General features: G+C 65.4%; 24 protein-coding genes. 5 read left to right on the forward strand and 19 right to left on the reverse strand.

The window, feature by feature from the left end; genetic code table 11:
* Nucleotides 1–73 precede the first annotated feature (73 nt).
* The 6 genes from EJ072_RS11530 to EJ072_RS11555 form a co-directional block, all read right to left on the reverse strand.
* The gene (locus EJ072_RS11530; RefSeq protein WP_126079809.1) at nucleotides 74–559 is read right to left on the reverse strand and encodes a hypothetical protein; all 486 of its coding nucleotides are present in this window, start codon (nucleotides 557–559) and stop codon (nucleotides 74–76) included.
* 62 nt (nucleotides 560–621) lie between these two features.
* The gene (locus tag EJ072_RS11535) at nucleotides 622–1509 is read right to left on the reverse strand and encodes an ABC transporter permease (RefSeq protein WP_126079810.1); all 888 of its coding nucleotides are present in this window, start codon (nucleotides 1507–1509) and stop codon (nucleotides 622–624) included.
* Complete coding sequence (locus EJ072_RS11540; RefSeq protein WP_126079811.1) at nucleotides 1506–2465, reverse strand: ABC transporter permease; 960 nt, start codon at nucleotides 2463–2465, stop codon at nucleotides 1506–1508. The genes EJ072_RS11535 and EJ072_RS11540 overlap by 4 nt, the downstream gene beginning before the upstream one ends.
* A 31-nt stretch (nucleotides 2466–2496) precedes the next feature.
* Nucleotides 2497–4140 carry an ABC transporter substrate-binding protein gene (locus EJ072_RS11545; protein ID WP_126079812.1) on the reverse strand — a complete coding sequence of 548 codons (1644 nt, stop codon included), beginning with the start codon at nucleotides 4138–4140 and terminating at the stop codon, nucleotides 2497–2499.
* Between the two features lie 57 nt (nucleotides 4141–4197).
* Nucleotides 4198–4971 carry a DUF427 domain-containing protein gene (locus EJ072_RS11550; protein ID WP_126079813.1) on the reverse strand — a complete coding sequence of 258 codons (774 nt, stop codon included), beginning with the start codon at nucleotides 4969–4971 and terminating at the stop codon, nucleotides 4198–4200.
* Nucleotides 4972–4982: 11 nt separating this feature from the next.
* A complete protein-coding gene (locus EJ072_RS11555; protein WP_126079814.1) occupies nucleotides 4983–6341 on the reverse strand; it encodes an LLM class flavin-dependent oxidoreductase in 1359 nt (452 codons plus the stop codon).
* A 190-nt stretch (nucleotides 6342–6531) separates the two neighbouring features.
* On the opposite strand from EJ072_RS11555, the gene EJ072_RS36710 reads away from it, so the two are divergent.
* Nucleotides 6532–7092: an ATP-binding cassette domain-containing protein gene (locus EJ072_RS36710; protein ID WP_245467285.1), complete on the forward strand. Its 561-nt coding sequence runs from the start codon at nucleotides 6532–6534 to the stop codon at nucleotides 7090–7092.
* Complete coding sequence (locus tag EJ072_RS36715) at nucleotides 7041–7913, forward strand: oligopeptide/dipeptide ABC transporter ATP-binding protein (RefSeq protein ID WP_245467286.1); 873 nt, start codon at nucleotides 7041–7043, stop codon at nucleotides 7911–7913. Before EJ072_RS36710 ends, EJ072_RS36715 begins: the two co-directional genes overlap by 52 nt.
* 4 nt (nucleotides 7914–7917) lie before the next feature.
* On the opposite strand, the gene EJ072_RS11565 is transcribed toward EJ072_RS36715, so the two are convergent.
* The 6 genes from EJ072_RS11565 to EJ072_RS11590 all read right to left on the reverse strand — a co-directional run bounded on the left by EJ072_RS11565 (nucleotide 7918) and on the right by EJ072_RS11590 (nucleotide 14610).
* The gene (locus EJ072_RS11565) at nucleotides 7918–8811 is read right to left on the reverse strand and encodes a sugar phosphate isomerase/epimerase (protein WP_126063058.1); all 894 of its coding nucleotides are present in this window, start codon (nucleotides 8809–8811) and stop codon (nucleotides 7918–7920) included.
* Between the two features lie 70 nt (nucleotides 8812–8881).
* Nucleotides 8882–9820, reverse strand: a complete 939-nt coding sequence (locus EJ072_RS11570) for an ABC transporter substrate-binding protein (RefSeq protein ID WP_126063059.1) — start codon at nucleotides 9818–9820, stop codon at nucleotides 8882–8884.
* 83 nt (nucleotides 9821–9903) lie between these two features.
* Entirely contained in the window at nucleotides 9904–10902 is a 999-nt protein-coding gene (locus EJ072_RS11575; protein WP_126079815.1) for a ribose ABC transporter permease, read from the reverse strand.
* A complete protein-coding gene (locus tag EJ072_RS11580) occupies nucleotides 10899–12455 on the reverse strand; it encodes a sugar ABC transporter ATP-binding protein (protein WP_126079816.1) in 1557 nt (518 codons plus the stop codon). The genes EJ072_RS11575 and EJ072_RS11580 overlap by 4 nt, the downstream gene beginning before the upstream one ends.
* Complete coding sequence (locus EJ072_RS11585; protein ID WP_126079817.1) at nucleotides 12452–13831, reverse strand: carbohydrate kinase; 1380 nt, start codon at nucleotides 13829–13831, stop codon at nucleotides 12452–12454. The genes EJ072_RS11580 and EJ072_RS11585 overlap by 4 nt, the downstream gene beginning before the upstream one ends.
* Entirely contained in the window at nucleotides 13828–14610 is a 783-nt protein-coding gene (locus tag EJ072_RS11590) for a DeoR/GlpR family DNA-binding transcription regulator (RefSeq protein ID WP_126063063.1), read from the reverse strand. The genes EJ072_RS11585 and EJ072_RS11590 overlap by 4 nt, the downstream gene beginning before the upstream one ends.
* 193 nt (nucleotides 14611–14803) lie before the next feature.
* On the opposite strand from EJ072_RS11590, the gene EJ072_RS11595 reads away from it, so the two are divergent.
* From EJ072_RS11595 to EJ072_RS11605, 3 genes are read left to right on the forward strand one after another with little or no spacing between them, the layout of a single operon-like run.
* Nucleotides 14804–15844 (forward strand): class II aldolase/adducin family protein, encoded by a 1041-nt coding sequence (locus EJ072_RS11595; RefSeq protein ID WP_126079818.1) that lies wholly within the window; start codon nucleotides 14804–14806, stop codon nucleotides 15842–15844.
* A gap of 4 nt (nucleotides 15845–15848) precedes the next feature.
* Nucleotides 15849–17123, forward strand: a complete 1275-nt coding sequence (locus tag EJ072_RS11600) for an FGGY-family carbohydrate kinase (RefSeq protein ID WP_126079819.1) — start codon at nucleotides 15849–15851, stop codon at nucleotides 17121–17123.
* Nucleotides 17120–17971 carry a TIGR01459 family HAD-type hydrolase gene (locus EJ072_RS11605; RefSeq protein ID WP_126079820.1) on the forward strand — a complete coding sequence of 284 codons (852 nt, stop codon included), beginning with the start codon at nucleotides 17120–17122 and terminating at the stop codon, nucleotides 17969–17971. The genes EJ072_RS11600 and EJ072_RS11605 overlap by 4 nt, the downstream gene beginning before the upstream one ends.
* On the opposite strand, the gene ugpC is transcribed toward EJ072_RS11605, so the two are convergent.
* The 7 genes from ugpC to EJ072_RS11640 all read right to left on the reverse strand — a co-directional run bounded on the left by ugpC (nucleotide 17972) and on the right by EJ072_RS11640 (nucleotide 25117).
* Nucleotides 17972–19039, reverse strand: coding sequence for a sn-glycerol-3-phosphate ABC transporter ATP-binding protein UgpC (gene ugpC / locus EJ072_RS11610; RefSeq protein WP_126079821.1), 1068 nt, complete (start codon nucleotides 19037–19039; stop codon nucleotides 17972–17974).
* Between the two features lie 3 nt (nucleotides 19040–19042).
* The gene (locus EJ072_RS11615; protein WP_126079822.1) at nucleotides 19043–19891 is read right to left on the reverse strand and encodes a carbohydrate ABC transporter permease; all 849 of its coding nucleotides are present in this window, start codon (nucleotides 19889–19891) and stop codon (nucleotides 19043–19045) included.
* Nucleotides 19891–20814, reverse strand: coding sequence for a sugar ABC transporter permease (locus EJ072_RS11620; protein WP_126079823.1), 924 nt, complete (start codon nucleotides 20812–20814; stop codon nucleotides 19891–19893). The genes EJ072_RS11615 and EJ072_RS11620 overlap by 1 nt, the downstream gene beginning before the upstream one ends.
* A 241-nt stretch (nucleotides 20815–21055) precedes the next feature.
* Nucleotides 21056–22333, reverse strand: coding sequence for a sugar ABC transporter substrate-binding protein (locus EJ072_RS11625; RefSeq protein ID WP_126079824.1), 1278 nt, complete (start codon nucleotides 22331–22333; stop codon nucleotides 21056–21058).
* A 28-nt stretch (nucleotides 22334–22361) separates the two neighbouring features.
* The gene (locus tag EJ072_RS11630) at nucleotides 22362–23564 is read right to left on the reverse strand and encodes a PLP-dependent transferase (RefSeq protein ID WP_126079825.1); all 1203 of its coding nucleotides are present in this window, start codon (nucleotides 23562–23564) and stop codon (nucleotides 22362–22364) included.
* Nucleotides 23561–24292 carry a FadR/GntR family transcriptional regulator gene (locus EJ072_RS11635; protein WP_126079826.1) on the reverse strand — a complete coding sequence of 244 codons (732 nt, stop codon included), beginning with the start codon at nucleotides 24290–24292 and terminating at the stop codon, nucleotides 23561–23563. Before EJ072_RS11635 ends, EJ072_RS11630 begins: the two co-directional genes overlap by 4 nt.
* 117 nt (nucleotides 24293–24409) lie before the next feature.
* Nucleotides 24410–25117, reverse strand: coding sequence for a DJ-1/PfpI family protein (locus EJ072_RS11640; protein ID WP_126079827.1), 708 nt, complete (start codon nucleotides 25115–25117; stop codon nucleotides 24410–24412).
* Between the last annotated feature and the right edge of the window lie 56 nt (nucleotides 25118–25173).

Below are 25173 nucleotides of genomic sequence, written 5' to 3' on the forward strand. Positions count from 1 at the left end.
TTGTCAGACAAATGATATAGTGATTGTCCGGGAGGAGGTCTACCCGCGATCTTAAACCTAGAGCTGGTTCGCGTCAGGTCGAGAACGACCAGAACAGGCAGGCGAGCGTGACCGCGCCGAAGATGACGAAGAACAGGCTTCTGAGCAGGACGTTGCGCCGAAGCTCGTTCATGGTGAGGTGTGCCGCCACGATAGCCGCGACGAACAGGAAGCGCCAGTTGAAGAGCGCCCAAAGCACCTCGTGCTGGCCGAAGGCCCATCTGGCGATCAGCGCGCCGACGATGGTCGCGAACAGCATGATCGTCGCCCAGAAGATCGCGTCGGCGGCGTGGGTCAGCACGATGCCGGCGGCCCGGATCGGCAGGACCATCATCAGCATGGCGCCGAAGAAATAGACGGCGGCGATGGCCAGGAAGGAGCCGGCGTCGGCAATGCCGTCGAGACGCTTCACGCCAAACGCGCCGTAGGGATAGCCGTGCCTGGCAACCGCCAAAGAGAGCGCCATCAGCAAGGCGCTCAGAACCGTTATCAGTGCGAATGTGCCGAGGGCCTTGCTCATGCCGTTCCCTGTCGAGACGAATCAACGGGAGTCTAGCAGAGCGCGAGCCTCAGAAGGTCAAATCACCGTTCGCTATTCTCGAAGGCGCCGATGCCTTGAGCGATGAGGTTGGTCGCCATGACCAGCGAGACGATCGCGCCCGAGTTGAAGACGACGACCCACCATTTGCCGCCGGTGAGGAAGCCGTAACCTTCGGCGACCGCCAGGCCCCAGTCGGCCGAGGGCGGCTGGATGCCGAGGCCGAGAAAGCTCAGCGTGGCGATCGAGAAGAAAGCGTAGCCGAGCCTCGTGACGAGCTCGATCAGGATCGTCTCCCTGATGTTGGGCAGGATCTCCAGCACCATGATGGCGAAGGCATTCTCGCCGCCGAGGCGGGCGGCGCTGACATATTCGCGTTCTTTCTGCTCGCGCACCGCGGCGCGGACGGTCCTGGCCACCAGCGGCGCATAGGCGATGGCGATCACCAGGATGACGGTCAGGTTCGAGGGCCCGAGCGCCACCAGCGTCATGGTCACCAACACGATGAAGGGGAAGGCCATAAGCGTATCCAGCAGCCGCGCGCCGATAGCGTCGACCAGGCCATCGAAATAGCCGAGCACCAGGCCGATGATCGTGCCGGCGGTAACGCCGCCAAGCGTGGCCAGCGGCGCGACCAGCAGGATATCGCGCGAGCCGACGATGATGCGGGACAGCACGTCACGGCCGAGGTGATCGGTGCCGAACCAGTGCGTGGCATCCGGCGGTGTCAGCGTTGCGAGGAAATCCTCGGCATAGGGATCGAAGGGCACCAGCCGGTCGCCGAACAGGGCGCAGGCGATCCAGAAGGCGAGGATGAGCGATCCGATGATGACGGAGACAGGAAGGCCGCGAACGGCGCGGCCCAGCCTGCCGGCGACCCCCAGGACAGCGGGCGCGTGCGATGGCGCCGGGAACTCCAAAAGATCCATCATAACGACGCCCGCCGCCGTTGCCGTGGGTCGAGCAGCGCCTGGACGAGATCGCCGATCGCGGCGGACAGGACGAAGATCGTCGCCAAGACCAGCACGCCTGCTTCCAGCATGGGGAAATCGCGCGACTTGGCGGCATTCAGAACCAGATTGCCAAGGCCCTGGATGCCGAACAGCGCCTCGATCACCACCAGCCCACCGAGCATGTAGCCGCTCTGCGTCGCCAGCACCGCGATCGTCGGCGTCAGCGCGTTGGGCAGCACGTGGCGGATAATGACCTGCCGGCGATCGAGCCCTTTCAGGATGGCGGTGCGCGTATAGTCGGCGGCCAGGGCCTCGATGACGCCGGCCCGCGTCATGCGTGCCAGATAGCCGGCGAGGTTGAGCACCAGCGGCAGCGCCGGCAGGATCAGATAGTAACCGCTCGTCCAGAAACCCGCGCCATCGGGCGCGGCACCCGTGATCGGCAGCCAGTTCAGCCACAGGCCGAAGACGAGGAGCAGGAGCAGGCCGGAGACAAAATCCGGGACGATGCCGAAGGAGACGCCGCCGAGCACGATCAGCCGATCGGTGAGCCGACCCTGGTTCAAGCCGGCGACGATGCCCGCGCCGACACCCAGCGGCACAAGAAACAAGAGGATGATGCCGGCAAGGGCCGCCGAGCGGCCGAGGCTTGCCAGCACGAAGGGCGCGACCGGCGCACGCATCGACAGCGACGTGCCGAAATCGCCGCCAAGCGCCGCGCTGAACCAGCGCCAGTACTGGACGAGCACGGGCTGGTCGGCGCCGAGCTGTCTGTTCAGCGCCGCGACGGCCTGCGCATCGGCGAAGGGACCCAGCATGACGCGCGCGACATCGCCGGGCAGGACCTGCCCGGCGAGGAAGACCAGCGCGCTGACCAGCCATAGCGTGAGGAGCAGCGAAGCCGCGCGCGCCGACAAGGTGCGGCCGGTCAGCATCCGGTGCCCCGGCTGGCTTGACGTTTGCGCATCATGCCTGGACGAAGGAAACGCGGTCGAGCAGGAGATGCGAGATGGCCGTGAAGCGCACGCCCTCGACCTTCGCACTGGCGATCCGGCTGTACTGCGAGAAGTAGGAGATGATCTCCGGCGTCTCGTCGAGCAGCAGGGTCTGGATCTTGCCGGCCGCGATGCGCTGCGCCTGCAGGTCGCGGGCCTTGCCGTATTCGACCAGCAATGCGTCATAATCCGCATTCTTGAAATGCGCGGAGTTCCACGCGCCATCGCTCTTCAGCGTCGCGTTGAGGAAGATGTCGGGCGTGCCGCGATGGCCGAAATCGGTGATGCCGAGATTGGAATCGAGCCAGGGCGAGCTGCCGAAGGTCGCGGAACCGTAATAGGCATCCTGCGGCAGGACATTGAGCTTGATGTCGATGCCAGCCTTCTTGGCGAAGTTCTGGATGATCACGGCGTAGTCGGGAATGTCGTAGGCGCGTTCGGTGGTGAGCGTCACCTCGAAGCCGTTCGGCACGCCCGCTTCGGCCAGCAGACGCTTGGCCTCGGCGATGTCCTGCTTGCGCTGCGGCACCGACGAATCGGCCGAGGGGAAGATGGGCGCGAAGGGCGTGTCGTTGCCGACGATGGCGCGACCCTTGAGCAGGCCCTTGACGATGGCCTCGCGGTCGAGGGTGAGCGCCAGGGCGCGGCGGATGCGCTTGTCGGTGAACGGCGCCTGGTCGGTCCTGAGATGCACGGCGTCGTGCGAGCTCGCCTGGACGCTGAGCAGCTTGAAGTTGGCATTGCCCTCGATCGCCAGCTCGAGGCGCGTGGTGCTCGGGATGACGTCGAGCTGGCCGGCCTGCAGCGCCACGACCTGCGCCTGCTCGTCATCGAAGAATTTGATCTCGACCCGGTCGGGCAGCGCCTTGTCGCCCCAGTAATCGGGATTGCGCACGAAGCTGGCGCCCTGCTTGGGACGGAAGGATTCGAGCTTGAACGGACCGGTGCCGTTGAAATTCTTCTCGAAGTCGCCGGCATAGTCGGCCGGCAGGATCACGGCGTTGTAGACGTCGGAGGAGACATAGAAGGGGAAATTGGAGTTCGACTGGTCGAGATCGAAGGCGACCGTCTCGTCGTCGACGATCTTGGCGCCGCCCTTGGACAGGATGCCCTTGTAGGCTGAGAGCGCCGAGGAGCCGCTGTTCGGATCGACCAGACGCTCGAAGCTCGCCACCACGTCCTTGGCGGTGACGGTGCGGCCGTCATGGAATTTCACGCCGGGCCGCAGCTTGAAGGTCCAGCGTTTGGCCGTCTCGTCGGCTTCCCAGGACAGAGCGAGCTTCGGCTGCAGCCCGTCCTTGGGATCGTCGAGGATGAGATATTCGCCGACCTGGCTGAGAACGCCGATGCTGGCCGGATCGGTGACGGTGACCGGATCGATCGCCTTGGTCGGCTGGCCAAGCCCGACGCGGACGGTGCCGCCGGCAGTGGCCGCACGGGCCTGACCGGAGAAGCCCAGCCCTTGCGAAGCGGCAAAGCCGGTCAGGCCGATCAGCGCGGCGTATTTAAACAGGTCGCGGCGCTTGAGATAGCCCTTGGCGTATTCGTCGACGGCGACGTTCCAGATGTCGCCGGAGAGATTGCGAAGGGCGTCGATTTCGTTGCGCTTGGTCATTTTTTGCCTCTGTGAAAATCGTGGTTTTTGAAATGAAGTGGAGACGACGGGGCCGGATCAGACCGGCTGGCCGTCGAGATGGATGCGGTCGACTGCTTGCGGATAGAAGGCGATCAGCCCCTTGATCCTCGGCATCTCGGCGATCGGATCGCGGTAGCTCCAGGCGATGTCCTCGCTGAGCGAACCGTCCTTGCGCACGCCGGACCAGTAGGAGGCGATGTCCTTGTAGGGACATCGGGTCCTCGTCAGCGAGGCCCTCAGCCGGTCGAGCCGGACATCCTCGGGCGGCAGATAGAAACGTGTCGGCAGATGCGTTTCGAACAGCAGCACCGGACGGCGGCTGTCGGCAATCGGCTCACCGTCGAACCAGATCTCGACATGGCTGGAGCTCTGCAGCACGTCGATGCGCGCATAGGGATCGCGGGCATGGACGAAGACTTCTTCGTCTTCCTCGAACCATTGGTCTACGAGGTTCCAGGTGAAGGCGACGCGGCCGGCGAGCGGCGCGAGGTTCTCATCTGGGGGCGCCGTGAACGACCAGGCGGCATCCGCGGCGCGCCGGTCACCGGCTTCGATATCCCAGTATTTGGTCTCGCCACCGACGGGATGCTGCTGGCCTTGTTTCGAGGGCTTCAGCACCGACTGGTCGACTGCGGCCAGCGGGAAGAAATAGATCGGCAGGAAATGGTTGGAGCGCAGCACCAGCACGTTGCGGCTGTCGGCGATGACGCGGCCGCCGAATTTGACGCGGATGCGCTTGGCGCTGTGCAGGACGTTGATCAGCTGCGGCGCGGTCGCCTCGCGCGGCTGCAATCTCGGTGCGGCGGTCATGGCGGCTCTCCTCAGGACACGGCGCGCTGATTGGCGCGCTGCTCGGCGAAGCGGTTGGCGGGACGGGCGAGGCCGAAGCGGTCGCGCAGCGTTCCGGGGGCGTATTCGGTCGGGAAGACGCCGCGGCGTTGCAGCTCCGGCACGACCTGCTCGGCGAAGTTGATCCAGTCTTCCGGCAACAGCGGGAACATCAGGTTGAAGCCATCGGCGGCGCCCGCCTCGAACCAGTCCTGCAGCTGGTCGGCGATCTGCTTCGGCGTGCCGGCGACGGTCGGCACCGAGCCGCTGTTGGCGAGTTTTCGCGCGATCTCGCGCAGCGTCAGGTTCTGCGTCGCCCACTGCTTGACGCGGTTGAGCGAGGTGCGGCCGCCATTGAAGGTGCTTTCGTCAGGAAGCTGCGGCAACGGGCCGTCCGGCGGATAGGCCGAAAGATCGATGCCGCTCCAGCTCGACAGGAGATCGATGCCGACGCGATCCGGCAGCAGCGTCTGCAGATAATCCTGCCTGTCGCGCGCCTCGGCCTCGGAAGCGGCGACGATCGGCAATATGCCGGGCAGGATCTTGAAGCTCTCGGGACGTCGGCCGTAGCGGGCGAGCCGCTCGTTGATGTCCTCGCGATACCGGATGCCGTCTTCCCTGGTGCTGTAGATGGCGAAATGCGCATCGGCATGGGCGGTGGCGAAATTCTTGCCGTCCTCCGAGGAACCGGCCTGGACGATCAGCGGGTGGCCCTGCGGCGGCCGCGAGACGTTGAGCGGCCCGCGCACCTTGAAATGCGCGCCGCGATGGTCGAGCACATGGACCTTGTCCGGATCGGCGAAGTAGCCGGTTTCCTTGTCGAACAGCAGGGCTTCGTCCTCCCAGCTGTCCCACAGCCCCTTGACGATATCGAGGAATTCAGCGGCGCGCTGGTAGCGGAAGGCATGCTCGATGTTGCCGTCGCCGCCGAAATTGCGCGCCTCCTCGTCCATGGCCGAGGTGACGACGTTCCACGACGCCCTGCCGCCGCTGATATGGTCGAGCGAGGCGAACAGGCGCGCGACATTATAGGGCTCGCTGTAGGAGCTCGAAGCGGTGGTGATGAGGCCGATATGCTTCGTCACGCCGGCCAGTGCCGAAAGCAGCGTCAGCGGCTCGAGGCGGGCGTTTGCGTAGTGCGCGACGCCGCTCTTCACCGAATCCCAGATGGACACATGGTCGGCGACGAAGATGGTGTCGATCCTGGCGCGCTCGGCCGCCTGGACCAGCTCGCGATAGTAGTCGAAGCCAAGCACTTCCCGGCCTGGCGCGCGCGGATGGCGCCACGACATGCGATGGTCGCCTTGCGGGTTGAAGAAGAATGCGCTCAGGATCAACTGATTTCGCGCCATGCCGGCCTCCTTGCAAATCGCTGGGAGACGCGGGCGCCGCGTTGGTCGGCGCGACCCGCGATCTCCAATTTGCAAAAGGCTAGATTGCGCTCGGCCTTTATTCGAGTAATTTTATAGAGATAATATACTATGCAAGCGGAAGCGATTGCCCTCGATTAGGGCGCCGACAGAAAGCGATTTCGAGGTCTTGATGTCCCCTTCGGTGCTGAATGTGGAAAAACTTTCCATCGCCTATGGCGGGAAAAGAGGATGGCAATCCGCCGTCGACGGCGTGTCGCTCTCGATAGGCCAAGGCGAAGCGTTGGGACTGGTCGGAGAATCCGGCTCGGGCAAGAGTTCGGTGGCCATGGCGATCCTGCGCTACCTGCCGGGCAATGCGCGAGTGGCGGCCTCGGCGATCGAGTTCCAAGGCCGGGAAATCCGCGGCCTCTCCGGCGAGGAGCTGCGCGGCCTGCGCGGCGATCGCATCGCGGCCGTCTACCAACATCCGGGCGCCGCGCTCAGTCCGGCCATGACAATCGGCCGGCAGATCGGCGAGACGATCATGCGCCATCGCCCGGTGCGCCACGAGGAAGCGCGCTGGCGCTCCGCTGAGTTGCTCCGGCGTGTGCGGGTCGCCAATCCCGAGCGAGTGCTCGATCTTTATCCGCATGAGCTCTCCGGCGGCATGCAGCAGCGCGCCAACATCGCGATCGCCCGGTGCTGCACAAGGTCGAGCTCCGCATCGAGCAAGGCGAAACCTTCGGCCTGATCGGTGAATCCGGCTCCGGCAAATCGACGCTGGCGCGGATCGTCACCGGGCTGCAGACGCCTAGCCAAGGATCGGTCGAGCTGTTCGGCAGGACGGTGGCGCCACGCGCCGAGAAGCGGGCGCCAGGCGAACGGCGCGACGTGCAGATGGTCTTCCAGTCGCCCGACCGCACGCTCAATCCGCGCCACCGGATCGGGCGGATCATCAGCCGACCGCTGCGGCGGCTTGCCGGGCTTGGCCGGAGCGATGCGAAGAACCGCGTTGCCGAGCTTCTCTGCTCCGTCAGGCTGGCCGACACGACCGCCGAGCAGAAGCCACGCTCGCTTTCCGGCGGCCAGCGGCAAAGGGCGGCGATCGCTCGGGCCTTCGCCGGCGCGCCGAAAGTGGTGGTGCTGGACGAGCCGACCTCGGCGCTCGACGTCTCGGTTCAGGCCACGGTGCTCAACCTGCTCAACGATCTGCAGCGCGACAGGAACACGACCTATCTGTTCATCAGCCATGATCTCAGGGTGGTGCGCTACATGGCCGACAGGATCGGCGTGCTCTATCGCGGCCGGCTGGTGGAGACCGGCACGTCCGAACAGGTCTTTCGCGGGCCCAACCACCCCTACACGAAGCTGCTCTTGGCAGAGTCGTCAGATGATTCGCCTGCGGTCTCCGTCCAGGCGGAGATTGCGGCCGAAATCAATTCGAACAGCGGGTGCGCATTCGCCGGCCGCTGTCCGTTGGCGCAGCCCGGTTGCCTGAAAGCGGAACCGCCCGCCACCGATGCGGGCGACGGCCATCTGATCGCCTGCTGGCGGCGCGGCGAATTGTCCTGAAGCTTCAGGGCCGCTGCGAAGCCGAGACGAGATCGGCCTTGCGCCGCGCCGTCTCCAGGCCGACCGCGATGAAGCGGCGCGCATGGCGGGCGAGCTCCATATTGTCGGTCCACAGATTGCGCCAGATCGCCGTCTTCCGCGACAGGTTCTCGTCGACGATCTCCGAGGAGAAGGACTCGAAGCTGAGGTCGTCGCTGTAGCCGATCGCCGTCAGCGCATCGAAGATCGCGGCGAAGTCGATGCTGCCGGTGCCGAGGAAGCCGCGATGGCTCTCGCCGATATGGACATAGCCGATCTTCTTCGCGGCGTGGCGGATGGCCAGCCCGACATCGGCCTCCTCGATGTTCATATGGAAAGTGTCGAGATGCAGGAAGATGTTGTCGGAGCCGGTGTCCTCGATGAAGGCCAGCCCTTGCGCGGCGGTGTTGAGCAGGTTGCTCTCGAAGCGGTTGACGATTTCGAGATTGAGCGTGACCCCGGCGGCTTTGGCGGTCTCGGCAACCTTGGCAAGTGTTCCCGCGCTGCGGTTCCACTGGTCTCGCGTCGGTGCTTCGGTCTGCAGTCCATGACTGGTCGAGAGGATGCCGCCGACCTTTTGACCGCCGAGATCGCGGGTGAGGGCGACGGTGCGGTTCAAGATCTCGACGCCGCGCGCGGCGACCGCCTTGTCGGGGCTGGAGATGTCGCCGTCGGCCGGCAGGCCGATGCTGATCGCAACGCCCAGGCCGAGATCGGCGATGCTTTTGGCCAGCCTGCCGATATCGACATCGGCCGGATCGAGATAGGAGAACTCGATCAGGTCGAAGCCGGCTTCCTTGGTGTTGGCGAGCGTGCGTTCGAGATCCGCCTGCGCCGAGCTCGCAGACCAGACGAAAGAATGGATTCCAATGCGCGACATGATCATCTCCGTCCGATGAATGAGGCGCGGCCGGACCGATCCGGCCGCGCCAGCCTTGGGAGCAGGCTTTTTAGCGGGCCGCCGTCCAGCCCTTGTAGTCCTTCAGGTTCTCGGCGGTGATCAGCTTCGGATCGAGCAGCACGGTCGGCTCGGCCGGCTTCTTGCCGGCAAGCACATCCGCCGCCATCGTCAGCGACTGGCCGGCCATGACATAGGGATCCTGCGAGGCTGAAGCCTTGATCATCGAGGTGCCGGAGGCGAACTCCTTCTCGATGTCGGGGGCGCCGTCGACCGCGGTGATGATGAATTCCGAGCGATTGAGCTGCTTGGCGGCGAGCTGCGCGCCGATCGCCGTCGGATCGTTGATGGCGAACACCGCGTCGATCTTGTCGAAGCGGGTGAGCAGCGACTGGAACACTTTCAGGCCGCCGTCGCGCGAGCCTTCGGCGTTCTGGTCGTCGGACAGGACCTTGATGTCGGCATGCTGCGCAAGCACGTTCTTGCAGCCCTTGACGCGCTCCAGGATCGAGGACGAGGCCGGACCGTTGAGGATGACGTAGTTGCCTTTGCCGCCGGTGTGGTCGACCAGATACTGGCAGGCCTCCTCGCCAGCCTTGACGTTGTTGGTCATCACGGTGACGTCGGCGCCCGGCGCCGAGACGTCGAAGGCGGCGACGACGATGCCGGCGGCCTGCGCCTTCTTGACCGCGGGCGCGATCGCCTTGGCGTCGACGGCGTTGAGCATGATGACGTCGACGCCGGCGGCGATGAAGGAATCGATCTGCGAGACCTGCTTGTTGAGGTCGTAGTCTGCCGAGACGGACGTCACCTCGACCTTCGGATTGATCTTTTTGGCCGCGTCCTCGATGCCCTTGATGGTGGCGACGAAGAAGGGGTTGCCGAGCAGGCCGACCGAGATGCCGACCTTGTTGAGGTCCTTGGCCGATGCCGGCGCGATGGCGAGGGCCGCGAGGGCCGCGCCGCAGAGAAGTTTGGCGATGGTCTTCATTTACTTGCTTCCTCCGATTGCCCCGCGCCTCTCACGGTGCGTTACACACAATCCGGCTCATCTTGGCCGGCGACCAAGGTCATTCACGTTCTTGCTCCGGCCTGCAGCCGGTAACGGTCGAGGGCGACCGCCACGATGATGACCAAACCCTTGATGATGTACTGCCAGATGTCCGAGACACCGGCCAAAATAAGCCCATTGGAGAGCACGGCGATGATGAGGCCGCCGATCAGCGTGCCCCAGATCGAGCCGACGCCGCCGACGAAGCTGGTGCCGCCGAGAATGACGGCGGCGATGGCGTCGAGCTCGTAGGACTGGCCGAGTTGCAGGCCGTTGGCGGCGTAGAGCCTGGCCGCCGACATGACGCCGCCCAGACCCGCGAGCAGGCCCGACACGCCATAGACGAAGAGCAGCACCAGCGGCACCTTGATGCCGGTGAGGCGCGCCGCCTCGGCATTGCCGCCCACGGCATAGATCCAGGTGCCGAGCACGGTGCGCTTGAGCACCAGCCAGGACAGCACCACCACCGTCAGCGCGATGATGACGAGCCACGGAATGCCAAACAGCGAGCCGTTGCCGATGAAATCGAAAGGCAGGTCGGAATTGAACACCGTCGTGTCCTCGCCGAGCAGGCGGGCGACGCCGCGCACGGCGGTGAGCGAGCCCAGCGTGACGATGAAGGGCGGCAGCTTGATATAGGCGACAAGCAGCCCGTTGATGACGCCGAAGCCGAGGCCGAGCAGAATGGCGGCCGGAATGCCGAGCATGCCCCAGTCCGGCACCAGCGACACCAGCACCGCGACCATCGCCGAGGCGGCGAGGATCGAGCCGACGGAGAGGTCGATGCCGCCGGTGAGGATGACGAAGGTCATGCCGGCGGCGAGCACGATATTGATCGACGACTGCTGGCTGACGATGAGCAGGTTGGTGCCGGTAAGGAAGCGCGGGTTGATGAACTGGAAGCCGACGGCAAGCAGCACCAGAACCGGCAGCATGCCGAGCGCGGCGAAGGCCGTGCGCAGCCGCCGGCTCCTGACCACTGCCTGATCCGCCGATTTCGCCACTGTTGAGCTGTCGGTCATCTTGTCGGTCCTTCCTGGGCCGCTCCCGTCGCAAGTTCCATGATCTCTTCCTGACGCAGCGGCCTGCCCTCCGACGCCGTCACCTCGCCGGCGATGGCGCCGTCGCGCATGACCAGCACGCGGTCGGCCACGCCGATCACTTCGGGCAGCTCGCTGGAGATCATCAGGATGGCGATGCCCCTGCCGGCAAGGCTGTCGATCAGCCGGTAGATCTCCGACTTGGCGCCGACGTCGACGCCGCGCGTCGGCTCGTCGAGGATGACGACCTTGGGCTCGGTCTCCAGCAGGCGGGCAAGCAGCACCTTCTGCTGGTTGCCGCCCGACAGCGAGCCGGCATTGGCCTGCGCCGAGCGCGTGCGGATCGAGAGGTCCGCAATAGCCTTTGCCGCGCGCCTGTCGGCGGCGGTGAAATCGCGAAAACCGCCGGCGCGCGCGTCCTTCGCAAGCACGCCCATATTGATGTTGTCCGAGATTGACATGTCGAGGAACAGGCCGAGCTCCTTGCGGTCCTCGGTGAGGTAGGCAATGCCGGCTTCCAGCGCCTCGCGCGGCGAAGCAATGGTAAGGGGCTTGCCGTCGAGTTCCAACTCGCCCGCACTGCGGCGGTCGGCGCCGAAGATCAGCCGGGCGAGCTCGGTGCGGCCGGAACCGACCAGCCCCGCCAGCGCCAGGACTTCGCCGTGGTGAAGATCGAACGAGCAGTCCTTCAGCAATCCGCCGTCCGACATGCCGCGCACCGACAGCGCCACGCGGCGCTGGCTGTCCGGCGGCCGGTGATCCTTCTTGTAGAAGGCCGAGAGATCGCGGCCGACCATCATCGAGACCAGGCGCGATGCGTTGAGGTCGGCGCGTTCGAGGGTGCCGACATAGCCGCTGTCGCGCAATACGCTGACCCGATCGGCGAGCTGGTAGACCTCTTCCATGCGATGGCTGATGTAGATGATGGCGATGCCCTGCGCCTTCAGCGTCGCGATCACCTCGAACAGGCGGTCGGTTTCGCGCGAGGTCAGCGAGGTGGTCGGCTCGTCCATGACGATGATGCGGGCGCTGGTCGACAGCGCGCGGGCGATCTCGACCAGCTGGCGCTCGCCGAGCGACAGGCTGGAGACCAGGGCGCGCGCCGAAAAGGAAACGCCGAGCCGCTCGACGATTTCCCTGGCGCGGCGGTTGCACTGGTCGCGATCGACGATGCCGAACCTGCGCGGCTCGTTGCCGAGGAAGATGTTCTGCGCCACCGTCAGGTTCGGCGCCAGCGAAAGTTCCTGGTAGATGACGGCGATGCCCTGGGCGCGGGCCCTGATCGGATCGCCGGTGGCGACCGGCGTGCCGTCGATCAGGATCTCGCCGCCGGCATCCGGCCGATAGGCGCCGGACAGCACCTTCATCAGCGTCGATTTGCCGGCGCCGTTCTCGCCCATCAGCGCATGCAACTCGCCGGCATTGACGGTGAGCGATACGTCCTGCAGGGCGCGGATGGGACCGAAGGTCTTGGAGATGTGGCGCATCTCCAGCACCGGCCTTTGCGGCGCCTCGACATGGGCGGCGGCGCTCATTGGGCAGCTCCTTCCGCCGCGCCGGCTATGTGGCGTCCGGCAATGAGGCCGCGCCAGTCGTCGCGGTAGCGGTCCAGACCCTTGAAGTCCGCGGCGCGTACCGGCTCCGGAGTCTCGGCGGCGAACTCGCGGCCAACGCTCTCGAAGGCAAGCGCGGCCGCGCCCGTGGCGCTGCCTTCCAACGTGGCGCCCTGCATGAAGGGCTGGCCCGGCCGCAGCGCGGCCAGGAGGGCGACAAGCAGACCGCCGGCGTTCAGCCCGCCATCGACGATGACGGTGTTGCTTGAACGGATCAGATCGAGCGACAGATCGATCATCAATGCCACGTAGAGCAGTGCCACGGCCGCGCGCTCCTCGGCATCGGAAACCGGTCCGACGATTTCGCCCGTCCGGCCCGGCAGCGGCCCGCCCGGGGCAAAGCTCGGCAGGGCCATGGTGCCGGCGTCGATCGCGCGCTGTATCGAGGCCGGCGTGATCGCGCCCTGCCAGTTGCCGCTGATCGCTGCGAATTCGCGCCCGCCCATGAAGCGGATCGTGGGCACCGGGCCGCCGTCGACATCGACATTGACCAGCATGTCGCGTTCGCGGTCGAGCGCCTCGAGCGGGCAGTCCGGGTTGAGCACGATCACCCAGGTGCCCGTCGACACCACGGTGAGCGGTCCGAGATCCTGCCGCCGATAGGCGTGAAGCGCGGCGTTGCTGTCATGGACGCCGTTGTGAATAGCGACCGGCTTGCCGGCCCGGCCAAAGCGCCGCTTGCCGGTCACGGCGCCGGCGCGCGCGAAGGCGGGCATTTGACCACGCCAGCCTTCGGCATCGACCAGCGAGGAGAAGTCACGCTTGCGGGGCGCCCACAGATGCGAGTGGCAGCCGAGATAGGAGACCTCCGAAACGGCGCGGCCCCCGAAGCGCCAGCTCCAATATTGCGGATAGCCGAGGATCGCCTTCGCCGCCGAGAAGGCGCCGGGCTCCACTTCCTTCAGCCACAACATGTGGCGGCCATAGTTGAAGCCGAGCGGCAGGCGCGGCGAGAAGGTCTCGGCGAAATCGGGAATGCGGCGATCGATCCGCGCGGCGATATCGGCCGGCGGCTCCTGCTCATAGTCGAGGATAGGATGCGTCAGAGCCGTATCGTCGACCAGCGCGAAGGTGCAGCCATGGCCCGACACCATCAGACCTTCGATGCCGTGGGCATCGGCGGCTTCGTCGACGGCGTCCAGCGCCCAGTCATGCAGGGCCGCTTCGTCAAGCACACTGAGGCCGCCCTTACGTATCCAGTCAGGTTTCGTGCGCCGTTCGTCGACGATGCGCCCGTCCTGGCCGAAGACGAACAGCTTCGAGTTGGTCTTGCCGAAATCGAGCACCGCCATCTTCACTGGACGGCTCCCGAAGGCGAGGCGATACGCACGGTGACGCCGGCATCTTCCAGCATGCGCGCATCGGCGTCGGAGAGGCCGTCATCGGTCACCAACGTGCCGATGCGCGACAGCGGCAGCGCGACGTTGCGGGCATGGATCGACAGCTTGCGGCTGTCGGCCAGCACCACGATCTGGTCGGCGCAGAGACTGAGATCGACGATCGAGCGCACCAGCAGCGGATGCGATTCCAGCACGCCCTCATGGCCCAGCCCCTGCGCGCCGAGAAAGAATTTCGAGGCATAGAAGGGCGTGGCCTGAGTGAGCGAATGGATGATGCCGGGTTCGCGGTGCAGATCGCCGCCGGCGATGGTCAGGCTGCAATGGCCATGGTCGCTGAGATAGGCAGCGAGCGGCATGGAATTGGTGAAGAGCCGGATGTTGCGGTCGGCGAGCTTGACCCCGAGATGGAAGCAGGTCGAGCCGCCATGGACGATGACCGCATCACCGTCGCGCACCATGGTGGCGGCGACAGCGGCGATCTGCCGTTTGGCATCGACCGCCAGATCTCGGTTCTCGTCATAGGGCCTGGCATAGGCGATGCCGGCTTGCGAGGCGCCGTCGAGCGCCGAGATGCCGCCATAGACCTTCCTGGCCTCGCCAGCCTCGTCGATCTTGTCGATGTCGCGCCGGACCGTCGCCGCCGAGACGCCAAGCCGCTCCTGCAACTCGCGCACCGAGGCGAACGGCCGGTCCCGCAATAGCTCGACGATCTGACGCTGGCGGCCGGAGTCGCTCAACTTTTTCCTCCCGACAATGCCATTTGCACGGCAATTGGTGCAACTTACTCAACCTCGGGCGGATTGCAAGCCAGTTTTGATGATAGTAGATCACAGTTGACGTAGATCGCTCGCATCTGCGATATCATCACCAATCATTCTCCCGTGACGGGAGATCGTGCGAGACCGACCGAGCCGTTGGAGGAAGATCGCCATGGCGACCACAGTTGATGCGCAGGAGCTGGCTGCCTTGCGGGCGCTTTCGGCCGCCATCGGCGCCGATCCGCACCTGACCCAGGCAGCCGGCGGCAACACATCGCTGAAGGCAGGCGACACACTGTGGATCAAGGCCTCCGGCACATGGCTGAAGGACGCGCTGACCGACGACATCATGGTGCCGGTGGCGATGGGTCCGCTCGTCGAGGCGGTGGAACGACGCGATCCGAGCGCCGACAAGCCGCAGGCCTTCGCCATCGATGCCCTCAATCCGCGCGGCCTGCGGCCATCGATCGAGACCACCGTGCATGCGCTGATGCCGCAACGGGTCGTGTTGCATGTCCACTGCGTCGAGACGATCTCACTTGCCGTCCAGGCCGATTGCGAGGCCGAGGCCGGGCGGCGTCTTCAGGGGATCGCGTGGGCGTATGTCCCCTATCGCCGGCCGGGCCTACCGCTTGCCCAGGGCATTGCCGAACGCCTCCGGCCGGAGGTCGACGTGCTGATCCTCGGCAATCACGGCCTGGTCGTCGCGGCGGAGACCGTGGCCGAGGCGGAGCGTCTGCTGCATCGGGTGAGATCGTTCCTGGCCCGCCCGGCGCGACAGACGGCGGCCCCGGATATGGCGGCGCTGACGGTGCTTGCCGGCGGCAGCGGCTACCGATTGCCGGCGGATGTCGAGGCGCATGCGGTGGCGCTCGACCCGGACAGCTGCCGCACCGCAGAAGCCGGCAGCCTCTATCCGGATCATGTCATCTTCCTTGGCCGGGGCTCCGTGGTGGCAAGGCCCGGCGAACAGGTTGCCGACGTCGTCGCGCGGCTGGGCGCAAATCCCGTCGCGGTGCTCTTTCCGGGCGCCGGCGTGCTGATGCGCGGTGACGCCAGCTCCGGCGCTGACGCCATGCAGCGCTGCCTCGCCGACGTGACCGCGCGTATCGACATCACGGCGCGATTGAACTATCTCACCGCCGCCGAGAATGACGAGCTGGTCAACTGGGATGCCGAGCAGTATCGCCAGAAACTCAACGCCGCGGGTTAGGTGAATGGTGCCGCTCGCAGTAGGCATCGACATCGGCACGTCCGGGTCGCGCGCCGTCGCGATGCGTCCGGACTTCTCCATCGCCGCGAGCACCGCCGCGCCGCTCGATCGCTTCGGCGCGAACGGCCGCGATCCCGCTGTCTGGTGGGCCGCGGTCGAAGCGACACTACGGGAACTCTTCTCACAAATCGACCGCGGAGCGGTGCGGACAATCGCGGTGGACGGCACGTCCGGCACCTTGCTGCCGATCGACGGCGCCGGACGGCCGCTGGCCGAGCCGCTGATGTACAACGACAAGGTTCCGGATGCGGCCATCCTCGCCGCGATCGACGGCGCGGCGCCGGAAGCAAGCGCCGCGCATGGGGCGACATCCGGACTCGCCAAGGCGCTGTGGTTCCAGCGCCTGCCTGACATCCATGCCGTGCTGCACCAGGCCGACTGGATCGCTGGACAACTCTCCGGCCGCTTCGACGTCAGCGACGAGAACAACAGTCTGAAGACCGGCTACGACGCCGAGGCATGCCGCTGGCCGGAGTGGATCGCGGCGACCGGCATGCGCATGGAGCTTCTGCCTGCCGTCGTCAGGCCAGGCAGCGTGACCGCCAGGCTCACAGCAGCGGCCGCCGGCCTGTTCGGCCTGCCGCGCGACGTCGCGGTGGTTGCCGGCACAACGGATGGCTGTGCCTCGTTCCTGGCGACGGGCGCTGTGGCCGCCGGCGACGGCGTGACCGCGCTCGGATCGTCGCTGACCATCAAGATCCTGTCCGACCGGCCGATCTTTGCACCGCGCTATGGCATCTACAGCCACCGGCTCGGCGACGCCTGGCTGGCGGGCGGCGCATCGAACACCGGTGGCAAGGTGCTCGCGCAGCATTTTTCGCTTGCCCGCATCATCGAGCTCAGCGCGGCGATCGATCCCGCGACGGAGACCGGCCTCGACTATTATCCGCTCGGCTCGCCTGGCGAGCGCTTTCCCATTGCCGATCCGGCGCTGCAGCCGCGCCTGTTGCCCCAACCACAATCCGACGCCGACCATCTGAAGGCGATGCTGGAAGGGATCGCCGCCATCGAGGCGCTGGGCTACCGGAGGCTTGCCGAACTCGGCGCGCCACCGCTGACATCGGTGCGCAGCGTCGGCGGCGGCGCCGCCAATGCCGCCTGGACCGCGATCCGGCAACGAAAGCTCGGCGTCGAATTTCGGCCTGCGCTGTCAGACGAGGCAGCGGCGGGCACGGCACGGCTGGCCCTCAAGGGTGCAAGCGAAGCGGGGCTGCTGTGAGCGCGAAGCACGCCATGCATCTCGACGGGGTCGCAGCGCTCGCCGAACGCTACGACGTGTTCCTGCTCGACCAGTTCGGCGTGCTGCATGACGGGCAGCAGCCTTACCCTGGCGCGGTCGAAGCCCTGTCGGCGCTGAATCGGGCCGGCAAAACGGTGGCGCTGATCTCGAACTCCGGCAAGCGGGCGGAGCCCAATGAGAGGCGGCTGCTTAAGCTTGGTTTCGAGGCGGGAAGCTGGGACCATTTCGTCTCATCCGGCGAAGTGGCCTGGCGCATTTTCACGGACATGGCGCGCGAAGGCACGCTGCGGGCCGGCACAAGATGCCTGCTGATCAGCCGCGACGGCGACCGCTCGGCGATCGAGGGCCTGCCGCTTGTTTTGACCGAGCGCGGCGACGACGCCGAACTGGTGCTGATCGCGGCCAGCGAAGGCGACCGCTACGACCTCGATCACTACCGAAGACTTCTCGGCCCGGCGGCGGCGCGGCAGGTGCCGTGCTTCTGCACCAATCCGGATCGGATCATGCTGACCGCGGTCGGACAGCGCTTCGGCTCCGGCGAGATCGCCGACCTTTACGAACGGCTCGGCGGCAGCGTCACCCGTATCGGAAAACCCTATCCGGCGATCTACGAAGCGGCGCTCGCGCTTGCGGGAAATCCGGATCGTCACGACGTGGTCTGTGTCGGCGACAGCGTCGAGCACGACATCGCCGGCGGCCAGGCCGCTGGCGTGGCGACCGCGCTGGTTGTGTCCGGGATATTGGCCGACAGCGGCGACCCTGCCGGGCTTTTCGACGAATTCAACGCGCATGCGGATTACATGCTGGACGCGTTTCGGTGGCGTTGACTATTCGATCCTGCTGCCGCTCTTTGGATCGAACAGATGCAGCGCCGCAGGGTCGGCGGCCAGCCGAATGATGTCGCCCGGCTTCACATCGCTGCGGCCCATGACGAAGACGCATATCTGCTGGTTGGCCAGCCTGACATAGAATTGCGTCGACAGGCCGAGCGGCTCGACCACCTCGACCTCGGCCGTGAGCGCGCCGTCGTCGACCAGCTTGATGTGCTCCGGCCGCAGACCGATGGTGAGCGCATCGCCGTCCTTGAGCGGCAGGCCATCCGGCAGCCGAAGCTTCTGGTCGTCGGCGAGCACGGCATCGACCTTGCCGCCCTTGGAGACCTTGGCCGGGAAGAAATTCATGCCGGGCGAGCCGATGAAGCCGGCGACGAAGGTGTTGGCCGGCCGGTCGTAAAGCTCGAGCGGGCGGCCAACCTGCTGCACATAGCCGTCATGCATGACGACGATGCGGTCGGCCATGGTCATGGCCTCGATCTGGTCGTGCGTGACATAGACGGACGTGGTCTTGAGCTGCTGATGCAGCGCCTTGATCTCGGCGCGCATATGGACGCGCAGCTTGGCGTCGAGGTTGGAAAGCGGCTCGTCGAACAGGAACACCTTCGGGTCGCGCACGATGGCGCGGCCCATGGCGACGCGCTGGCGCTGGCCGCCGGAGAGCTGGCGCGGCAGGCGGCCGAGATAAGAGTCGAGGCCGAGCCGCTTGGCGGCGGCGCCGACGCGGCTGTCGATCGTCGTCTTCTCGGCCTTCTTCAGCATCAGGCTGAAGCCCATGTTCGAGGACACGTCCATATGCGGATAGAGCGCGTAGGACTGGAACACCATGGCAATGTCGCGGTCCTTGGGCGCGACATCGTTGACCAGCCGCTCGCCGATATGGATCTCGCCGCCGGTGACCTCTTCGAGGCCGGCGATCATGCGCAGCAGCGTGGACTTGCCGCAGCCGGACGGGCCGACCAGCACGACGAACTCGCCGTCGGCGATCTCCAGATCGACGCCATGCAGGATGCGCAGCGAGCCGTAATCCTTCTCGACGTTTTGCAGGGTGACGGAAGCCATCTTTTATCCTTTGACCGCGCCAGCGGTGAGGCCGGTGACGAGATAGCGTTGCAGGAAGGCGAAGAAGACGCAGACCGGGATCAGCGCCAGGATGGAGGCCGCCATCATCTGCCCCCAGTCGACGGCGAACTTGCCGATGAAGGTGAGCAGGCCGACGGCAAAGGTCTTCTGCTCGTCGCTGGAGATCAGCATCAGCGCGAACAGCAATTCGCTCCAGGCGGCGGTGAAGACGAAGCCGAGCGTGGCGCCCATGCCGGGCAAGGTCAGCGGCACGATCACCCGGCGCATCGCCTGGGCGCGGGTGCAGCCGTCGATCATCGCCGCTTCCTCGAGGTCCTTCGGAATGCCGTCGAAGAAAGACTGCATCAGGAAGGTGGCGAAGGCCGTGTTGAAGGCGGTGTAGATGATGATCAGCCCGATCAGGCTGTTTGTGAGGCCGAGATCGCCCATGATGCGGTAGATCGGCGGGATGACCATGACCAGCGGGAAGGTCTGGGTGAGCAGCAACAGGATCGCCAAAGTCGCCTTGCCGCGGAAGGTGAAGCGCGACATGGCGTAGCCGGCAAGCGTGGCGATGACCGTAACAAGCGCGGCCGTCGACACCGAGACGATGACGCTGTTGAGGAAATAGCGCGGGAAGTCGGAGGCCTCGAGCACGGTGGCGAAATTCTTCAGCGTCGTCTCCGACGGCCAGAAGGTGATGCCTTCGGAATAGAGCAGGCGCTCGGGCGTCACCGAGATCTTCAGCGTCCAGAAGATCGGGAACAGCGCGAAGATCACGTAAGCGGCTATCGCCGCGTAGAGGCCGATGCCGCCGAGAAGCCGTGAGGAGGTGGAACGACCGGCGATCATCAGACGTGCCTCACCAGCGTGCGGCGGATGGCGATCAGCCCGATGGCGTAGGCGATGAGCAGCACCAGCAGCAGCACCGCGACCGCCGAGGCGTATCCTTTGTCGAGCGACTTGAAGGCGCTGACATAGATGTAGACCGGCACCGTGCTGGTCGAGCCCGCCGGACCGCCCTCGGTCATGACGAAGATCAAGTCGGCGAAGGTGGCGATCCAGATGGTGCGCAGCATGACCGTGATGACGATGGTGGGCGCAAGGAAGGGCAGCGTCACCTTGGTGAAGCGCTGCCAGGGCGAGGCGCCGTCGATGGCCGCGGCCTCATGCAGTTCGGACGGGATCGACTTCAGCGCGGCGAGCAGCGTGATGGCAAAGAAGGGGATGCCGAACCAGATGTTGGCGACGATCGGCCCCCACATGGCGGTGGCGGGGTCGGAGAGCACGTTGGTCGGTTCGGCCTTGAGGCCGAGCGCGAAGAGCCAATGCGGCAGCGGCCCGATGATCGGGTTGAACAGCCACGCCCAGGTGAGGCCCGAGAGAAAGGACGGCACCGCCCAGGGCAGGAAGACGACAGCCTGCACGACCTTGCGGCCGTAGAAGGGCTTGTCGAGCAGCAGCGCCAGGCCCAGGCCAAGGAAGAATTGGAAGAACACGCTGGCGACGGTCCACCAAAGCGTGTTGATCAGCGCCTGGCCGAGCACCTGGTCGGAGAACATAGCCTGGTACTGGGCAAGGCCGACATATTGCGACTTGAAGGCCGAGAATTTGCGGAAGGAATAGCTGATGCCGATGATCAATGGCACCAACAGCACCAGAACCAGCAGGACGATGGCCGGCGAAAGATAGAGCCATGGCTCGATCGCGGCCTTGCTCAGCCGCTTCTTGCGCGGCCGGGCGGCGGATCGGATTTCGGACACTGCGTAGGTCATGATTTTGGCTCTACGGTGAGGTGTGAGTGCCGGCGCAGGCGGCAGCGTCCTTCTCCCTGTTGACGGGGAGTTGAGGAGCGGTCCGCGCGGCGGCCGAAAAGCCAAGTACTTGGCTTTTCGAGCGACGAAAGCCGGCAGGCAGATGAGGGGCGGCGCTAGCTTCTCAGAACTCGGCGCTGCCCCTCATCCGGCCCTATCGGGCCACCTTCTCCCCGTGAAACGGGGAGAAGGAAGATGGGTGCTACTTCTTGTTCTTCGCCAGCCAGTCCTGTTGCTCCTTGGTCAGGAACTTGGCCCATTCGTCGGCCACCTGCTTGGCCGGCTTCTGGCCGAGCAGCACTTCCTGGAAATTCTTGATCGCCACCTGGTCGACGAAGTTGCCGAGGTTTTCCAGATGGGTGGGCGGCGTCACCATTTCATATTTGGAGCTGTCGCTGAGTTCGGTGAACCAGCCCTTGAACTGCTCGGTCTTGAAGTGGGCGTCCTGGTCGGCGCCATTGTGGATCGGCACAACGCCGACTTCCTTGGCCCATTCCAGATTATCCTTGGGCGACAGAAGCGTCGCCATCAGCTTCCAGGCCTCGTCCTTGTGCTGCGAATTGGCGAACATCGCCCAGCCGGCATAGCCAAGCGTCGGATAGGATTTGCCGCTCGGGCCTACGGGAAGCGGCGCCACCGCGAAGTCGTCGGCGCTCATCTTGTCGGCGATGCCGAGCAGCGCGTCCGGATCCTGGTTGAGCATGGCGCAGGTGCCGGAATAGAAGCCGGTGACCGTCTCGTTGAAGCCCCAGCTCACGGCGTCCTTCGGCGCCAGGCCGTTCTTGTACATGTCGGCCAGCATCTGCAGGCCCTTGACCGAGCCTTCATCGTTGATGGTCGAGACGCCGTCGTCGGTGAAGTAGCCGCCCTTGCCGTCGGCGATGTTCATGAACATGTGCATGCCGTTGAAGGCGCCAGGACCGCCGCGCAGGCAGTAGCCATATTTGCCGGGGATGGCGGAGATCTTCTTGGAGAAGTCGACGAACTCATCCAGCGTTGCCGGCGGCCGGTCGAGGCCGGCTTCCTTGAACAGCTTCTTGTTCCAGAACAGCGCGTTCACATAATAGCCGTAGGGGATCATGAACTGGGTGTTGTTGACGGTCGAGCCGAACTGCTTGGCGCGGTCACCCAGCGTCTTGGCGTCGTCCCACTTGGCCATATAGGGGCCGAGATCCTCGAGCTGGCCGTTGTTGGCGTAGAGGCCCATCCAGCGTTCCGGCATCTCGACGACGTCGGGCGTGTCGCCGGCCTGCACCATGGTGAGGAATTTTTCGAAGGCCTGGCCCCAGGGCAGCGAGACCACCTCCACCTTGATCCCCGGATTGGCGCTCTCGAATTCGGCGATCTGCTTCTTCAGGAATTCGGTGCGCGGCGGGCTGGTGATGACCTCGACCAGCTTGATGGTGGTGTCGGCCAGCGCGCCGCTGGCGGAGATCGCCAGGCCGGCGACGGCGGCAAGCATGAAGGTCAGTCTTTTCATGTTCAGGACTCCCATTTTGGAACACTCATTATTTTTTTGACTTGTCGAAGGCCTGGGTGATGTCAGCCCAGAGATCCTCGACATTTTCCAATCCGACATTAAAGCGGATGGTTCGGGGGCTGACGCCGAAGCGCGCCATCGAATTGATGCCCGGCGTCTGCTCGAGCGAGGCCTTTGCCGGCACGACCAGGCTTTCATGGCCGCCCCAGCTGACGCCGATGCGAAAATATTTCAGCGCATCGACGAAGGCCGGGATGTCGACATCCTCGGTGACCTCGAAGGAGAACAGGCCGGCATAGCCGGCTAAGGTCTTCTTGCCGGGATGGTTGGAATGGGCGGGGTGGTTGACGCGCTCGACCTTGCCATGCGCCTTCAGCCGCTCGGCGAGGATGAGCCCACTCTTCATGTGATGCGGAAGGCGAAGCGGCAGCGTGCGCAGGCCGCGCAGCAAGAGCCAGCCTTCGAAGGGCGACAGCTTGCCGCCAAGCTGCGAATAGGTCTGCTCGTTGATGTGCTTGATGTGGGCGGCCGAGCCCGCCACCACGCCGGCGACGGTGTCGCTGTGGCCGCTCAGATATTTCGAGGCCGAATGCAGTACCAGGTCGACGCCATGAGAGATCGGCTTCTGGAAGACGGGCGTCGCCCAGGAATTGTCTATCGTAGTGACAATGCCCTGCTCCTTCGCCAGCCGCGTCAGATGCTCGAGATCCTGCAGCTCGAACATCATCGACGTCGGGCTTTCGAGATAGAGCAGCTTGGCGCCGGGAAGCGCGGCCGCAACCGCGTCGGGATCCGAGCCGTCGACATAGTCGACCTTGATGTTCAAACGCGGAAACAGGCGTTCGAACAGCCGGTAGGCATCGCCATAGCAGTTGCGCACGGCGACTATGCGCTCTCCGGCGCCGACGAAGGCGAGCACCGTGGCGCTGATGGCCGCCATGCCGCTGGAGAAACCGCGCGCGGCTTCGGCGCCTTCGAGCGCCGCGACACGCGCCTCGAACTCCATCACCGTCGGATTGTCGCCGCGCGAATAGATCGGCTGCGTTCTTCTGCCAGCAAAAGTGTCGGCCATGTCTGCGTAGCTGGCGAAGGTGAAGAGCGAGGTCTGGTAGATCGGCGGCACCACCGCGCCGCCGGGGAACGGATCATCATGCGCAAGCAGCGTCGCCGCCTCGCCGAGATAGTCGCTGGCCAGGGAGGCCGGGTCGAAAGTGTTGGGCTGCTCGTTCATCTGCGGTCCGAAAGTTTGAGGTTGGCGGCGCCGCGCTTCAGATCGTCCTCGACGGTGGCGATGAGCTTCAGCGCCTCGGCGCGGGCGCCCTCAGGGTCATGCGCGGCGATGCGCTCGAAAATGGTGCGGTGATAGGGAAAGCTGGCATGGCCGAAATCGCGCACCCCGAGCGGATGTTCCCAGAAGCGGTGGAACATCTCGTACATGGCGGCGATGATCTGCTCGAACAGCGGATTGCCGGAGGCACGGAAGACCGCCTGGTGGAACTCCCAATCCTCGTCCGAGGACATGCCGGCGCGAGTCTGGAACGCTTCCTCCATGAGGTCGAGCTTGCGCTCGATCTCGGCGAGCTCGGCCTTGCCGGCACGAATGGCGCAAAGGGCGGCCGCCTCCGCCTCCAGTGCGCGGCGAATCTCCAGCGTCGCCATCAGGCCGGCGAAATCATTGCCGCCGGCGAGCGTCAGCGGCATGTGCAGCATGTCGGGCGAGACGGCGGCCTTGAGATAGGTGCCCGAGCCCTGCCGCCGTTCGACAAGGCCCAGCCCTTCCCAGCGCGTCAGCGCCTCGCGCACCGTGTTGCGGCTCACCTTGAGGCGTTCGGCGAGGATGCGCTCGGTCGGCAGTTTTTCGCCCGGGCCCAGAGCCTCCTGCCGCACGAACCCCGCCAACGCCTTCAGCACCGCGTCATCGCGGGCCGTCGTCTGGATCGGGGGCAAAAGATCGGTCAAGCCGGCTGCGCCTAAAGTGGTTCAATGGTCCAACCAATTTCTGCACATACCGAAGGATGAGTCAACGGTCGATTCGCCGGGCCGACGACGCGGATTTCGCCATTCGGCCCTGAGGTATTAGGCGCGGATCCGCGCAGACGCGGCAGCCGCGCGCTCCCGGCGCCAACGAGCGAACATCTCCTCGCGGACCAGCCTCGAACCCGAAAGCCGCGCTTTCGCCTCCGCCAGGACAGAAGGCGACGCCTCGGCCGGCGTGCCGGAGCGGAAGGGTGGTACCGGCGCGTATTCGAGCGAGAGCTGCACGATCTCGGCTTCGGCTTGGCCAAGCAACCTTGCGACCAGTGCCAGGCCGAAATCGATGCCTGAGGTGACGCCGCCGGCGGTGATCAGCTTGCCGTCCTCGACGATCCGCGCATCGACTGGGATCGCGCCGAATTCTTCCAGGAAATCATGTGCATACCAGTGCGTGGTGGCGCGTTTGCCCCTGAGCAGCCCGGCTGCGCCAAGCACCAGGGCGCCGCTGCATACCGAGGTGATGTAGCGCGCCTCAGCCGCGCGCTCCCAGACGAAATCCAGAACCGCCTTGTCCTCGAGCAGCGCGTTGACGCCGCCGCCACCTGGAATGCACAGCACGTCGAGCGGCGGACAATCGTCGAAGGTAGCAGTCGGCGTAAGCGAAAGACGCGTCGAGGACGTCACCGGATTGCGATCCTTCCAGATCAGTTCCACCTCGGCGCCCTTGACGGTCGCCATGACCTCATAAGGCCCGGTGAGGTCGAGTTGCTGGACGTTGGGGAATACGATAATGCCGAAACGAAGGCTCATGGAAATCTCCACAGTTTGACTTGGGGCAGGTTGACTTCGGGCAATCTACGGCATCA

The sequence above is a fragment of the Mesorhizobium sp. M2A.F.Ca.ET.046.03.2.1 genome, assembly GCF_003952425.1.
In the GTDB taxonomy this organism is placed as follows: Bacteria; Pseudomonadota; Alphaproteobacteria; order Rhizobiales; family Rhizobiaceae; genus Mesorhizobium.